Here is a 14,340-nt window from a genome sequence, read left to right on the forward strand (position 1 = left end):
GTGACCGCTACCTCGCTGAACTGTCCGCTCATATCGAAAAGTCCCGCGCTGCATTGTGCGATCTTGTAGCGCAGTCGAGCGCGTCGCGCTTGGTCCGGACTTCGGTGCAGGGCCTGCTGTTCGCGCCGCTGACGATCAAGGGCGCGGTCACTCAGTTGGCTCGCCAGGCGGACGTCCCAGCACCCGCCGATGAACAACACACACAGCTTCCGCTTTGGACCATCATCGCCGCTCGCAGCCGCAGGGTGCACGGCCACCGCACCGGCTTTTCATGGTCGACTACAGCAGCCTGCGCGACCATCGCCGCCGCGACGATCTGGCTTCTGGGATCGACGATCTCCGGCGTTTCCAATCGCTCATCGATGCAGCAAGCGGCCTCCACGCTGCTAGTGGCCTCATCCCCACAGAACGCGACACAAGTACTACTCGCCCTCGACGCCCTAGACAAACAACTCGACACCCTGGAATTCCACCGCAAGGAAGGCGCACCGTGGCACACTCGCTTCGGCCTGAACCACGATGCCGAGCTTTACGGAGCCCTCTGGCCGGCGTATCAAAACACCGCCTCGCGCGCGCTGATCGAGCCGATCAAAGCGAAACTCGAACAACGCCTGCAACAACTGGCTTCGCTCTCCGACGCTGAAATCGCGAGCGGTGGCAACACGCAGGTGCAAGCCGCCTACGACACGCTCAAGACATACCTGATGCTCGCCCATCCGGAACATGCCGATGCCGCGTTCCTGACCGCGCAACTGCTGGCGACCAACGCGCCGGCGCGCCCGCAGAACGCATCGATCACTCAGGGCACGTGGGACGACGTGCGCCAACATGCGATCGAGTTCTACGCGAGCCATCTGAAGCGCGGTGCAGCACCGGCGATCGTGCCCGACGCATCGCTCGTCGCCTCGGCCCGCCAGACGATCATCGGCGTGCGAGGCCTTCAAAACTCGACCGACGCGATCTACCAGCAGATCATCGAGGAGACGAAACCAAAGTACCCGCCGATCACGCTGGCGACGCTCCTCGGCGACCACCCGAGCCGCGGCCTCTTCAACACGACGGTCACCGTTCCCGGCGTATTCACACGCGCCGCATGGGACGAACGCATTCCGAAAGCGATCGACGAAGCGAGCGAACAGCGTACCGTCACCGGCGACTGGGTGCTGTCGGACGCGAAGATCGACAACACCACATGCTCGCAACCGCGCGCATCCTCGATCTGCTCGATGCACGCGGCGCGTTCGCGTCCGGCGATCTGGAACGCGCGATCGCCGCGCTCGATCTCATCGTCGAGCGCGCGAACGCGTGGAACGACGCCGCGCGCCCGACGCTGCAAGCGCTCGTCGCGCGCTTCGAACGTAAAGACGATGCGGTTCAGAGCGCCGAGCCGAGCGCGACCGCTCCCATTCCAGCCGGTTCGACGTTGCCGTCGTCGGGGCCGATCGCCTCGACGCGCGATCTGCTCGATCAGGCGCGCACGATGGCTGCCTGGCTGCGCGATCAGGAGAACGGCTATCTGCCATCGGCGCGGCTCGTGCGCAGCATCCGCTGGGACACGCTGCATGAAGTGCCGCCCGCGGATGCCAGCGCGCGCACGCGGCTCGTGCCGCCGCGCGGCGAGATCCGCCAGCAATTCAAGCGGCTCGTGCTGCAGAAGCAATGGAACGAACTGCTCGAACGCGTCGAAGGCGCATTCATGGAGGGCGTCAATCATCTGTGGTTCGACCTTCAATACTTCCAGCACGTGGCGCTGGATAACGTAGGCGTGCCCTACGACGCCTGGCGCGATCTGTTGCGCGCCGACTTTGCCCTCTTCCTGGAGCGTTTGCCCGGCATCGAGCGGCTCGCCTTCAACGACGGCACGCCCTTCGCCGACGACGCCACGCTCGAATGGATCGCGCGTCACGCCGTCGTGCGCGATCTCGAAGCGGGCGAGAGCGTGGCGACCTTGCCCGTGTCCGCCGACCACGAAGGCACCGCGAGCGACTGGCCCGAGATCGAAGCGCAGGCGCGTGATCTATCCGCGCGCGACGGCATCGAAGCCGCGTTTGCTTGGCTCGAGGCACTACCCGGTATGAAAACGGAGCGTCATCGCTACTTGCAGCGGCTCGTGATGGCGCGCATCGCGGACAACGCAGGCCGCATCGATACGGCGCTTGCACTCTTGACCGAACTCGACGTCGCGGCCAACGCGTTGCCGCTCACACGCTGGGAACCGGCGCTGATCTTCGAGGTGAAGCAGCAACTGATGCGCGCGCTCAAAGCGCAAGCCACGCGCAAGGACGCCGACAAAACTGCGCTGATCAACCGTGTCAACGAATTGCGTAACGAACTGACCGTGCTCGACCCGGCGCGCGCCCTGACCCTGTCGTAACAAATCCAATGAATAAAGACACTCCGATCGACGTCCACAACGACGCAGCTCAACCCGATCCGGTCCTGCGCTACTACGAAGCCGAAATGCGCTACCTGCGTGAAGCGGGCCGCGAATTCGCGCGCGCGCATCCGGACCGCGCGCGCATGCTCAATCTCGATCGCGTCGGCGACCGCGATCCGTATGTCGAACGCCTCTACGAAGGCTTCGCGTTTCTGACCGGCCGGCTTCAGCAGAAGCTCGACGACGAACTGCCCGAACTCACCGAAGGCCTCGTAAGCCTTTTGTGGCCGCACTACCTGCGGATGATTCCATCGCTGTCGATCGTCGAGCTGAGGCCGCTCGGCGAGAAGCATCAGCGCACGGAGCATGTCCCGGCGGGCGTCGCGGTACGCTCCGCGCCGATTCCCATCGTCAAGGATTCGGGCGATGGTTCGACCGCGAAAACCGTCCAGTGCCTGTATCGCACGACGCAGCCCGTCGATCTGCATCCCTTGCGCTTGTTGCGCGCGGGACCGTCCGTGCGCCACGACGGCCGCTCGGTGATTCGTCTGGCTTTCGAATTGGATCATTCGGCCAATCGCAAGGAGACGGATCTCTCGCGCCTGCGCCTGCACCTGAGCGCGGATCAGCCGACGGCGTTCGCCATGCATCTCGCGCTCACGCGTCAGGTGCACGCGATCGAATGGCGCATCCCCGAAGTGCGTGATGGCGAAGCGCTGCCTTTGACAGGCGTGACGATCGAACCGGCGGGCTTCACGCCCGGCGAGCGTCTGTGGCCCAAGTCCGACGCCGCGTTCTCCGGCTATCAGCTGCTACTCGAATACTTCACGTTCCGCGAGAAGTTTCTGTTCGTCGATCTGTGCGGACTCGACGTCGACGCGCTCCCGGAAAACTCGACGCACTTCGAACTGGAGATCGTGCTCGACCAGACGTATCCGTCCGATCAGCGTTTCAGCAAGGACAACGTCCGGCTCTTCTGCACGCCGGTCATCAATCTGTTCGAACTCGATGGGGAGCCGGTCGTGATCGATCATCACGAGACCGAGTATCGCGTAGTGCCGGCGGGGCATCAGGGCGAGCACGTCGAAACGTATTCGGTCGATGCAGTCGAAGCGTTCGATCACCTCACCTCCGAGCGATACGAATATGTGCTAGGCAGGCGCGTGCCGTATCGCAGCCGCGCGGTGCGCGTGACGCTCGCGCCGCAGAACGCGCAGCAGGCGCGGGACTTGTTGCCGGGCGCATGGCTGCATCGCGATGTGATGTCGCTGCTGAAGATCTATATCGGCACCAAAGCGGATGTGCATCTGCGTATGCAGATGTCTTCGCGCTTCGCGCCGGAACCGGCGGTCGGCAAGCAAGGGACCGAAGTCGCGCCGCGGCTGGGCTGGACGGTCGTGCTGCCCGCCCGGCAAGAGCGCGTCATCACGGTGGAACTGGGCGTGTGCGAGGCGTTTTCGTCGCCGTCGCCCAATCCTTATCTGCAACAACGCGCCGCGTGAGATACGGAGAATCATGTTGAATCGACGAAGGATAGCCTGGGCGCTGATGACGCTTTCACTCTCGGCGTGCGGCGTGTGGCAATGGGCGCAGACGGCCGCCAGAACATTCCAGGGTAACTGGTGCAAGACCTGTGTGAGGATCGAAAGACAGACGCCGCTGGGCGTGATGCATGCAATCGCTGCATCGCGCGGGGGACGCTGTCTTTCGCTGGAGACGCAGACCGTCAAAGACAAGCTGACATGGGAATGCGGTCTGGGGCACGTATGGGAGGCCCGTGCGGAATGGATCAGGCACGGCGCCTGGTGTCCTGAGTGCGCCGCACTCGAACGCGAGAAGCTTCGCGCAAATGAGGTTTCCGACGCGAAGCCTCGACCTCGAGTGAGGGCAACCGATGCGAACCCGTCACACCATCCCGCGTTGACGAGATTGCGTGAATACGCATCCAGGCTCGGATGGCGCTGTCTCGCTCAAGCCTGGTCGGGCTACTACGCGCAGTACGAATTCCAATGTGAGAACGGACATCGACAGAAGCACGCAGCGTCGCAGTTTCTGTTCGGCAAGCGGCATCGTCCTCGATGCGCTCAGTGCGAAGCCGATGGAAGTGCCGGATATGACCATCTTCATCAGAAAACAACGTAGCAAAGCAGGATCACGAAACGATGCAAAAGAGATTTAACGCTTCACGCAGTTATGGCGTTGCCACGATGGTCGCCACAGCGACGCTCGCGCTGGCCGGCTGCGGCGCGTGGCAGGCCACGAAGGACAGCACCGTCGACGCCGCGCAATGGCTCTTCACGACGCAAGTCAAGTCGATGAACATCGACCTCGACGCGCGCGCCGCATTGAACGAAACCACGAGCGGACGACCGCTCTCCACCGTCGTGCGCTTCTACCAGCTCAAAGACTCGAAGACCTTCGCGCAACTGGAATACATCCAATTGCAGAACAACGACCTCGAGTTGCTCAAGACCGACCTCGTCGCGACGAAAGACGTCGTGATGCGTCCCGGTACGAGCGCGAGCATCCGCGAGCCGATGGACAAGGACGCCGAGTACGTCGGCGTGGTGGCGTTCTTCCGCACGCCGAGCAGCGACGGCGTATGGAAGCTGCTGATTCCGAAGCAGCAATGGAAAGACACAGATCCGGTGAAGATTCAGGTACAAGGGAACCGGCTTGCCTACGAGGGCGCGAAGCCGAGGCCCGTGACGCGCGATACACCGCAGCAGTCCGTTCCCGCTGTGGCGGCGTCGGCGGCATCGAGTGTTTCGGGTGCATCGGCGACAGTCAGGAGTGCGTCGCAGACCCTGAACTCCGCGGCCGATTCGGTCAAGAGCGCGAAAGCAGGCGCGAGCGCCGTGCCTCGTAGCGTCGGCGGACTGCTCTCGAACTGAGCTGGTCTGAACCTCAACCTCAACCCTTTACCACCAAGCAGGAAGCAACATGAAGAAGTTCCTCTCTCTCACCGCGTGCGGGCTCTCGATATCCCTCTTGGCAGCCTGCGCCAGCGGTCCTGACCGCGACAAGGAGCTCGCCCTCAACCAGCAAGTCGGCATCGAAGTGACGCAAACGCCGGAAGGCGTGCAAGTGCGTCTGCCCGACCGCGTGTTGTTCGACTTCAATAAAGCGGCGCTGCGCCGCGATTCGGGATCGGCCATCCAGCGCGCGGTCGTGTTGCTTAAGCGCAGCAATAAGTCCGTGATCGTCGAAGGCCACACCGACAATTCCGGTACGCACGAGTACAACCAGGCGCTCTCCGAACAGCGCGCGCAGACGGTCGCGAGCGCCTTGGAGGATCGGGGCATCGTATCGTCGCGCATCGCCACGAAGGGTTTTGCTTACGACCGCCCCGCCGCAAGCAACGACACCCCGGAAGGCCAGGCGAAGAACCGCCGCACGGAGATCGTGGTGGTCGGCGAATCGCTCGACGCGATCATGGGCAAACCGACGAAGCGGAATTAAGGAACGCGGCCGCCTTCGCGCGCTAACGCGTCGCGGCCAACCGATTGCGGACGGCGAACCCCGGCTTACTACCGCCAGTAGCCGACCGCATAATGCCGATATCCCCATCCCGGATGTCCGCCCCAATAGCCGACGGCCACTGACGGCGCGTACACCGGAGCGGGCGGCGCGTAATAAGCGACGGGCGGCGCGTAGACCGGCACCGGCGTGAAGGGCGCAACCGGAACCACCGGCGCATAAGGCGCAACCGCCACGACAGGCGCGAGAGGTGCAACCGGCACGACCGGCATTCCCACATTCATGCCGACGAACACATGCGCCTGGGCACTGCCCACCAATCCCATACCGAACACCATCGCAACGGCGACATAACCGATCTTTTTCATGATCCTTCTCCTTGAAACGCGGTGCGGCGTATTAACGCATCGGTTGAGAAGGATTCTGAACGTCGAGAATGAGCGAAGAATGAGCGCTCATTCAGTTCCGCAGTCGTTGCAGGTGTTATCGATGTACCTTGCCGCCTTTCCGCGCTCCGGCGGGCTGACCTGCATATAGCCGCCGTCGAGGATGTTATGACGCACGACATTCCCGCTATAGTCGACGCCCCCTTCGCCATTCGACCCGCCGGTGATATTCCCGCCGTTGATCATGCGGTTGCACTCGAGGACGTTGCCGCCGGTGTCCTGCGTGGCGTCGTTGTTCTCGGGGCCCATGCGGCAGTTATCGGCGAGATTGTAGGCAACGCGTCCTTTGACCGATCCGACCAGCGCGATGCCGTAAAGCGGACAGTTCGCGAACGAATTGAACACCAGAACCGCGCCGGTGCCGCCGCCTTGCCCTTCGGTCTGAAACATCGACTGGCCGAAGAAGTCGCGAAAGCTGTTGCCCGCGAGCGTGAAGTTGTCCACCGCGCCGTTGGTCTGCACCGGAATATCGTAATGTCCGGGATGGTCCCAGTCGCGCACGCGCGTCGGATTGGCGCCCACGAAGTTGCAGCCGACGAGACTGTTCCCCGTCGACGGTCCCTCGAAGTTGAACATGTTGCTGTCCTCGCGCACCGTCTTCTTGAGGGTCGCGCCGGGCTCGCACTGGATATGCCGGTTGCTCGCCGTGACGACGACGGTGCGGTTCAGCAGATACGTCCCGGCGGGCACGAGCACGTCGCCGGCATCGACCGCGGCCTGGAACGCCTTGGTGTCGTCGGTCTTGCCGTTGCCGGTCGCGCCGAACGCCTTCGGGCTGCGCGGATCGACGAGCTTCGGCGGCGTGAAGGAGGTCTCCGGGCAGCTCGGCGTCGCCGGGACGGGCGAACTGGTCAGGTTGGCGCGATGGCCGCCGCTATCGCGTCCGTCCCTGAACTGGCGCCACCAGCGCATGACGTTGCGCACGGTCAGTCGATCCAGGATACGGCCATCGTCCCAGGCGGCGTAGACGGTCTGAAAATGCCTCGTCACGCCAGGTGTGTTTATCACGAGCACGGAAACGACCACCAGTATCCCGCCAACCACGATCGATTTCTTCATCTACATCCCATGCACGCTTTGGTTTTCACAATGACGAGGCCTCGGTAAGCCGTCGCGCAGCCGCAACTCTCGCACGTTGTGACCGCGGACTTCTGCCCGGTAGCACACCAGGCGAGCGCGCGAAATGCTCGTACAAGGCTGCATCATCGCGCGCCGGTGGCGTGCCGAACAGTCCGACCGTTGCGTTTGATGCACGCTCCCTCGGTGCGCAAGCGGCCAGCCGGTCCTGCGCGGCTCGAGTCAATTTGCCGGAGGAAGTGTGCTGACCGCAACAGTGCAATCGCTAAGAGAGCGTCTGCTCGGCGTTCATCAGGACCACAAGCGCATCGCGAGGAGCGCCTTCGTCCTGCTGATATTCGTGCTCGCCGGGAAGTTCATCGGCGCATCGAAGGAAATGGCGATCGCGTATCGATACGGCATCAGCGGCACCGTCGATGCCTATCAGCTCGCGCTCACGCTCGTCACCTGGCTGCCCGCGACGATCACGAACCAGTTGAGCGTGCTGCTCGTTCCCGCGCTCGTCGCGCTCAGAAACGACAAGGCGCGGCAGAACCAGCTTCTCGGCGAACTGGAAGGGGCGGGGCTCGCCGTCGGCATCGTGTTTTCGTTGCTGCTGTATTTTTTCTGGCCGCACATGGTGGGCTTCTTCTCGGGCAATCTCGCCGAATCGACGCGCGAGATGTGCCGTCAGATGGTGGTCGGCATGACGCCGGTCGGCGTGCTGGCCTTCACCATCTGCATCTCGGCGGCGCGGCTCCAGGCATCGGAAAAGCACATCAACACGTTGCTGGAATGCGTGCCGGCCATTGCGTTGCTCGTCTTCGTGCTGAGCGCGCGCGACAACACGTCGGTCATGCCGCTCATCGTCGGCACGACGATCGGCATCGTGATTCAGGCGGCGTGGCTGCGGATTCTCGCGAAACGCGCCGATGCCGTGCCCGCGCGTCCGCGTCTGTCGCTGCGCGCGAAGGAGTGGCCGGGCATGACGCGCTCGATGGGCATGCTGCTGATCGGCTCCGTGGTCGCGAATCTGTGGCTGCCCGTCGATCAATATTTTATGGCGCATATGGGCGATGGCGCCATCGCCACGCTCGGCTACGCTAACCGTCTGCTGTCGCTGCTCGTGAGCATGGGCGCGATCGCCATCAGCCGGGCAACGCTGCCGATTCTTTCGGAAATCCTGCATCGCGGCGATCATGCGCGGGCGCGCAGCACGGCCATCAAATGGTCGTTCGTGATGCTGGCGGTGGGATCGATCGGCGCCGCGCTCGCCTATATCCTCGCGCCGTATGCGATCAAGCTGTTCTTCCAGAAGGGCGCATTCACGAGCGAGGACACGATCGCGGTCACGAGCCTGTTTCGCTTCGGGCTTTCGCAGATACCGTTCTCTTTCGGGATGTGCGTGCTGATCCAGTTGTTCGCGAGCGAAGCGCGCTACAAGGCCATCACGGTGATCTCCGTGTTGGGCTTCGCGACCAAGCTGGCGGCCAATGCGGTGCTGATCCGCTTTTACGGTCCGCTGGGCGTGCCGCTCGGCACCGGCGTGGGGGCGGCCAGTGTCCTGGCCTGCTATCTCTTCTGGACGCGTTTTGCGCCGCCTTATGTCGGCAAGAGCGACCAAGGACACGACTGATCGCAGGATCGTCGGCCGCCCCGTATCGGCGAGCGGCTGACGATCCGGCCACTGCGTCCTACGCGCCCCGCACCATGACGCCGTGAACGCGGCGCTGCACTTCCGACTCGTCCGCGATGCCGTAGTCCGTGTCGAGCGCGGCCGCGGCCGCATACACGCCCGGCTCTTCGATGACGCCCGCGTGATTGCCCGGCACTTCCGCGACCGTCAGCCCGCTGCGCGCGATCTTGCGATACAGCGGCAGCGGATCGCCCCGGTCTTCGTCGCGCAAGGCCGCGCGCACATAGACGATGCGCCCGCCCGCGTACGGCTTCGGCCGATAGTTGTTCATCGCGGTGCGGCACGTGTCGCGCATGCGTCGCAAGACCGGCGGCATGGGATCGGCGGCCGGCGCTGCCTGCGCCCGCGGCACGCGGCCGAGGCGCATCGCCACCTTGTTCGCGGCGGCGTGGAACTTGCCCGCCGCGAAACTCACGCGCGCTTTCGGCGGCATGCCCGAGAGCGTCTTCCATAGCCGGCTCACGTAATCGCGGCGGAATTCGAGCAGCGCGAACCACGGCAGCCAGCGTTCCTGCACATACGTGTCGAGCAGGCACACGAACTCCGTCTGCTCGCCCGCGCCGAACAACTGTTGCGCGATTTCGAGCGCGATCAGTCCGCCGAACGAGAAGCCGGCGAGCGCATACGGCCCGGTCGGCTGGACCTTGCGAATTTCGTCGACGTACGTCTTCGCCATGTCCTCGACGCGGCGTTGCGGCGGCGTTTCACCGTCGAGCCCGAGCGCCTGCAGACCGTACACCGGGCGCGACTTGCGCAGACTGCCGATGAGCCGCGTGCATTCGAGCACCGACCCCGTCACGCTGTGCACGAAGAAGAGCGGCGCGCCGTCGCCTTCGCGCATCGGCACGAGCACTTCCGATGTCTGCGGCAGCGCGCCGTTGTCGATCACGTCGGCGAGTTTCGCGATGGTCGGCGCGCGCAGCATCGTCGCAAGCGGAATCGGGCGGCCGATGATCGGTTGCAATTCCGCGAGCAGCCGCGCCGCAAGCAGCGAATGTCCGCCGAGCTCGAAGAAATTGTCGTCGCGGCCGATCGGCGCGAAGGCGAACAACTGTTCCCATTGCATCTGCAGCAGCCGTTCGAGTTCTTCGCGCGTCGTGTAAGACTGCGGCGAATCGGCGGCGCGGGCTTGCAGCGCGGGATGCGTGCGGATCGCATCGACCGAGGCGGGATTGCGCAGCGCGGCGGCGTTGGTCACGTCGCGCCCGTTGACCGCGTTGCGCACCGCCGCTTCCGTGAGCTTGCCGCTATGCGTGACCGGCAGATCGTCGACGGCCGCGATCACATCCGGCACATGCGCGGCGGACGTGCGGCGCACGAGATCGCGGCGAATCCGCGCGATCAGCGTCCCGTTGAGCTGCGCGCCCGGCTTCAGCGTGACGAGCAGCACGAGCCGCTCGCCGATGGGATTGCCCGGTCCGTCGGCGCTCGCGGCATCGCGCATGCGTTGCTGAACGACGATGCCCTCGCGTATCTCGGGGATATCGTTGAGCACGGCATAGATCTCGCCCGGCCCGACATTGATGCCGCGCACGACGAGCACGCCGTCGCTGCGCCCATGCAGGCGCGCAGTGCCTTCGGGCGGAAACTCGATCTGGTCGCCGTGCGTCCAGACGCCGGGATTCGCGCTGAAATACGCCTTGTGAAAGCGCTCGCCGTCCGGGTCGTTCAGGAAGCCGAGCGGGCGCGACGGAAACGGATTTACGCACACCAGTTCGCCGACGCCTTGCGTACGCGCGCCGTCGCGCCACGCCTGGACATCGAATGCGAGACTCTTGCACTGCGCTTCGCCCGCGTACACGGGAAGATTCGGGTTGCCGAGCACGAAGCAGCCGAGGATATCGGTGCCCCCTGAAATGGATTGCAACCGCAGCGGCTTCACGTTGTCGCGAACCCATTCGAACTGGGCGTCGAAGAGGATCGCGCCGGTCGACATCATCGCGCGAAGCTCGCTCAAATCGAATTCACGCGATGGCACCAGACCGGCGTCCTCGCACATCTTGAGATACGCGGGGCTCGTGCCGAACACGTTGACGCGCTCTTCGGCGACGAGCCGCCACAACGTATCGACGGATGCGATCGGCCCGTCGTAGGTCACGATCTCGACGCCCGATGCGAGCGCCGACAACTGCCAGTTCCACATCATCCACGCGCAGCTGGTGTGGAAGTACATGCGATCGCCAGGCCTCAGATCGCAATGCAGCCGATGCTCCTTCAGATGCTCGATCAGACTGCCGCCCGTGCCATGCACGATGCACTTGGGCTTGCCGGTCGTGCCCGACGAGAACATCACGAAGAGCGGATGATTGAAGCCGAAGCGCTTCCATTCGACGCGGCGCGGATCGCCCGCCACGAGCAGCGCATCGAGCGAGTTGACGGGCGGCGCGGCGCGCACGGCCGACGGATCGCCGTCGAGGCAGACGATGCCCGCAAGCGACGGCAGCGCGTCGGCGAGCAGCGTCATTTTCTGCGCGAGCGGCGTGCCGGTGTCGAACGGCTTGGCGGCGGTATGCGCGAAGAGGAAGCGCGGTTCGAGCTGCGTGAAGCGGTCGAGCAGCGTCTCGATGCCCATCTCCGGCGCGGCGGTGGAGAGCGTCGCGCCGATCGCGGTCACGGCGAGCGCGGTGACGATCGCATCGGCATCGTTGCGCATCACGCCCGCGACGCGGTCGCCTTCGCGCAGGCCCAATTGCGTGAGCGCGTCGGCGAGGCGAGCCACGCGCGCGCGCAATTCGCCGCGCGTCAGATGCACGCGGCGGCCATCGGCATGGCAGGCGGTGAGCGCGGGCGCATCGGCGGGGGCGACGGAAAAGCCGAGCAGATTCTCCGCGTAGTTCAGTGTGACCTCGGGAAAGAAGCGCGCGTGCTCGCAACTATCGCCGACGCACACAGGCTCCGCTTCGCCCGACCATTGCAATCCTGGCGTCCATTGCATGAAGCACTTCCAGAAGACGCGATGGTCCCGGACCGAGAAGTCGTGCAACTCTTCATAGCGTTTGAAAGCCCGACCCGTTTGTGCTTGCAGCGCCGCGGTGAACGCAGTCATTTGAGACTGTGCGGTGCGAACGGGTTCGTGGTCGAAAATCGGCAGACGTGTTCTCGCCTCGTTGGGCGATTCCGAACGATCCATGAGAAGCTCCCTCAGCGGTTATGGCAATACCGAGTCCCGTCGGCTTGCCTTATTTATTTGATTCTTTGAATTGTGCGCGGCGCGTTGAGCGCTCTCGATTTAGTGAGGTCCGATTCCGGGCGGACCGGTGTCGCCGACGATGAAGCGTATCCAGCCGAATCGTGTCGCAATGTGCGGAGAAGAACAAAAGTCGTTGGCTGATTGCAGGCACGTGTCGGGAATCGGTATGAATGACACAGAACGCGGACATGCCGCCGTCAACACATTGGAGAACGAACTATATGCTTGCAAATTGCTTTCGATGTCTTGCGCACTGACATGCGCGATGCCGCATCGTTTAATGACCGATTGAAAGTCGAGGCACCACGTTCACATGCATTTCCCCGCGAGAAGAAAATTCATGACCTTGGCGCTGGCAGCATGCCTGGGCGGCGTGGTTGCGGCGCGCGCGCTCGAAGACGATAGCGAACGCGCGGACGGCGTCGCGTATGGCAAGGGGCGTCGCGAGCGGCTCGACGTGTATGCGCCCGAATCGCGCGCTCGCGCGAACCTTCCCGTCGTCGTCTATTTCTATGGCGGCGGCTGGCAAAGCGGGCATCGATCGGATTCGCGCGACATAGCCGAGGCGCTCGCCGCGCATGGCATCGTGACGGTCGCGCCGGATTACCGCATCTATCCGGAGGCCGTTTTCCCCGGCTTTCTCGATGACCCCGCCGCGGCCGTACGCTGGACGCGCGATCACGCGCACGAATTCGGCGGCGATCCCGAACGCATCTTCGTGATGGGTCATTCCTCGGGCGCGCACATGGCCGCGATGCTCGCGACCGATCCGCGCTATCTGGCGGCGCAAGGCATGGCGAACACGTCGCTTGCCGGGATGATCGGACTCGCGGGCCCGTACGCCGCGATTCCGACGAGCGATCCGCACATGGACGAAATCTTTCCGGCGGCGTCACGCAAAAGCGCGCTTCCGATCGCCTTCGTTTCGGGAAAGGAGCCGCCGATGCTGCTCGCCGCGGGCACGGCGGATACCGATGTCGATCCGCGCAACAGCGATCGCTTCGCCGACGCGTTGCGCGCGCATCACGACGCCGTCGTGCTGAAGAAATATGCGGGTTACGGCCACGATACGATCATCAAGTCGTTTTCGGCGGAGCGGCGCAAGGACTCACCCGTTCTCGCCGATGTCATCGCGTTCATCGACGCCCATTGAGCCGAAAGCAGCGTCAGTCCGCCGCACGCGCGCTCCTGTGAAATGCTTGATGCAGGTCAACCGTAAAAACACGGTCATCTTTAAAGTGATCTCGAGCGTGCGCAAGTGACCCATGCGTCACGCGCACGCACATACGGCCTCGTCAATCGACTTCCGGAGCACATGATGCAAGCACGCGATGTAATGACTTCCCCCGTCGTTTCCGTCACGCCCGAAACCAAGGTGCATGAACTGGCGCGATTGCTCGTGCAGCATCGCATCAGCGCGGCGCCCGTCGTCGATCAGGAAGGGCAGGTCGTCGGCATGATCAGCGAGGGCGATCTGCTTCATCGGGAAGAAATCGGCACCGAGAAGCGCAGCCGCCGCTCCTGGTGGCTCGACATGCTCGGCTCGGACGGCGGCGCGCTCGATTACATCAAGTCGCATGCGACGACGGTCGGCGACATCATGAGCCGCGGCGCGATCTGCGTGAACGAGGATACGTCGCTCGCCGATATCGCCGCGGTGCTCGAAAGTCATCACATCAAGCGCGTGCCCGTGCTGCGCGATGGCCGTCTTGTCGGCATCGTGAGCCGATCGAATCTGGTGCAGGCGCTGGCGTCGTCGCTTGCCGTCGATGCCGCGCCGCAAGCGCTGGCCAGCGATGCGGAAATCCGCGCAATGCTGATGGGCGACCTCGCCGGGCGAGGCTGGGCGTTCCCGGGGCGCAATATCGTCGTGCGCAATGGCGTGGTGCATCTGTGGGGCACGGTGTGGTCGAAGGATCAGCTCGACGCCATGCGCATCGCGTCGGAAAGCATCCCGGGCGTGAAGCGGGTCGAAGATCACACGATCCCCTATCCGGTCATGCCGGGTCTCTAAGCGCTCATTGCCCAATATACGGGACGACCCGAATTGCCGGGGATGAGAAGCCCGTCCTACTATCAAGTCCCGCTGCCATCG

10 protein-coding genes and 2 pseudogenes are annotated in these 14,340 nt (G+C 64.0%); 9 read left to right on the forward strand and 3 right to left on the reverse strand.

Annotated elements, in window-relative coordinates; translation table 11 throughout:
• Positions 1-362: 362 nt before the first annotated feature.
• From NCS28_RS25285 to NCS28_RS25310, 6 genes and pseudogenes are all read left to right on the forward strand, one after another.
• Positions 363-1,169, forward strand: a pseudogene (locus NCS28_RS25285) (ImcF-related family protein); the annotation flags it as partial.
• A gap of 23 nt (positions 1,170-1,192) precedes the next feature.
• A pseudogene (gene tssA, locus NCS28_RS25290) lies at positions 1,193-2,374 on the forward strand (type VI secretion system protein TssA); the annotation flags it as partial.
• Positions 2,375-2,382: 8 nt separating this feature from the next.
• The gene (gene tssF, locus NCS28_RS25295; protein ID WP_250516515.1) at positions 2,383-3,879 is read left to right on the forward strand and encodes a type VI secretion system baseplate subunit TssF; all 1,497 of its coding nucleotides are present in this window, start codon (positions 2,383-2,385) and stop codon (positions 3,877-3,879) included.
• Between the two features lie 431 nt (positions 3,880-4,310).
• Positions 4,311-4,556 (forward strand): hypothetical protein, encoded by a 246-nt coding sequence (locus tag NCS28_RS25300; RefSeq protein WP_250516516.1) that lies wholly within the window; start codon positions 4,311-4,313, stop codon positions 4,554-4,556.
• A 28-nt stretch (positions 4,557-4,584) separates the two neighbouring features.
• A complete protein-coding gene (tssJ, locus tag NCS28_RS25305) occupies positions 4,585-5,271 on the forward strand; it encodes a type VI secretion system lipoprotein TssJ (protein ID WP_250516517.1) in 687 nt (228 codons plus the stop codon).
• A 49-nt stretch (positions 5,272-5,320) separates the two neighbouring features.
• Positions 5,321-5,839: an OmpA family protein gene (locus tag NCS28_RS25310; protein WP_250516518.1), complete on the forward strand. Its 519-nt coding sequence runs from the start codon at positions 5,321-5,323 to the stop codon at positions 5,837-5,839.
• Positions 5,840-5,907: 68 nt separating this feature from the next.
• On the opposite strand, the gene NCS28_RS25315 is transcribed toward NCS28_RS25310, so the two are convergent.
• A complete protein-coding gene (locus NCS28_RS25315) occupies positions 5,908-6,225 on the reverse strand; it encodes a hypothetical protein (protein ID WP_250516519.1) in 318 nt (105 codons plus the stop codon).
• An 87-nt stretch (positions 6,226-6,312) separates the two neighbouring features.
• Positions 6,313-7,362, reverse strand: coding sequence for a glycosyl hydrolase family 28-related protein (locus tag NCS28_RS25320; protein ID WP_250516520.1), 1,050 nt, complete (start codon positions 7,360-7,362; stop codon positions 6,313-6,315).
• 259 nt (positions 7,363-7,621) lie between these two features.
• Here NCS28_RS25320 and murJ point away from each other — a divergent pair, with 259 nt between their 5' ends.
• Positions 7,622-8,995, forward strand: a complete 1,374-nt coding sequence (gene murJ, locus NCS28_RS25325) for a murein biosynthesis integral membrane protein MurJ (protein WP_250516521.1) — start codon at positions 7,622-7,624, stop codon at positions 8,993-8,995.
• Positions 8,996-9,053: 58 nt separating this feature from the next.
• On the opposite strand, the gene NCS28_RS25330 is transcribed toward murJ, so the two are convergent.
• A complete protein-coding gene (locus tag NCS28_RS25330) occupies positions 9,054-12,185 on the reverse strand; it encodes an acetoacetate--CoA ligase (protein WP_250516522.1) in 3,132 nt (1,043 codons plus the stop codon).
• A 400-nt stretch (positions 12,186-12,585) separates the two neighbouring features.
• Between NCS28_RS25330 and NCS28_RS25335 the strand changes: the two genes are divergently transcribed.
• Positions 12,586-13,398 carry an alpha/beta hydrolase gene (locus NCS28_RS25335; RefSeq protein ID WP_250516523.1) on the forward strand — a complete coding sequence of 271 codons (813 nt, stop codon included), beginning with the start codon at positions 12,586-12,588 and terminating at the stop codon, positions 13,396-13,398.
• Positions 13,399-13,563: 165 nt separating this feature from the next.
• The gene (locus NCS28_RS25340) at positions 13,564-14,259 is read left to right on the forward strand and encodes a CBS domain-containing protein (RefSeq protein ID WP_250516599.1); all 696 of its coding nucleotides are present in this window, start codon (positions 13,564-13,566) and stop codon (positions 14,257-14,259) included.
• Positions 14,260-14,340: the final 81 nt, after the last annotated feature.

The organism is Caballeronia sp. INDeC2 (assembly GCF_023631325.1).
Lineage (GTDB): Bacteria > Pseudomonadota > Gammaproteobacteria > Burkholderiales > Burkholderiaceae > Caballeronia.

Excerpts from the sequence above, each read along its gene's own strand:
- NCS28_RS25310 (WP_250516518.1), top strand. The coding sequence starts at position 5,321 with ATGAAGAAGTTCCTCTCTCTCACCGCGTGCGGGCTCTCGATATCCCTC.
- NCS28_RS25340 (WP_250516599.1), top strand. The coding sequence starts at position 13,564 with ATGCAAGCACGCGATGTAATGACTTCCCCCGTCGTTTCCGTCACGCCC.
- NCS28_RS25330 (WP_250516522.1), bottom strand. The coding sequence starts at position 12,185 with ATGGATCGTTCGGAATCGCCCAACGAGGCGAGAACACGTCTGCCGATT.
- NCS28_RS25335 (WP_250516523.1), top strand. The coding sequence starts at position 12,586 with ATGACCTTGGCGCTGGCAGCATGCCTGGGCGGCGTGGTTGCGGCGCGC.
- NCS28_RS25320 (WP_250516520.1), bottom strand. The coding sequence starts at position 7,362 with ATGAAGAAATCGATCGTGGTTGGCGGGATACTGGTGGTCGTTTCCGTG.
- NCS28_RS25315 (WP_250516519.1), bottom strand. The coding sequence starts at position 6,225 with ATGAAAAAGATCGGTTATGTCGCCGTTGCGATGGTGTTCGGTATGGGA.
- tssJ (WP_250516517.1), top strand. The coding sequence starts at position 4,585 with ATGGTCGCCACAGCGACGCTCGCGCTGGCCGGCTGCGGCGCGTGGCAG.
- tssF (WP_250516515.1), top strand. The coding sequence starts at position 2,383 with ATGAATAAAGACACTCCGATCGACGTCCACAACGACGCAGCTCAACCC.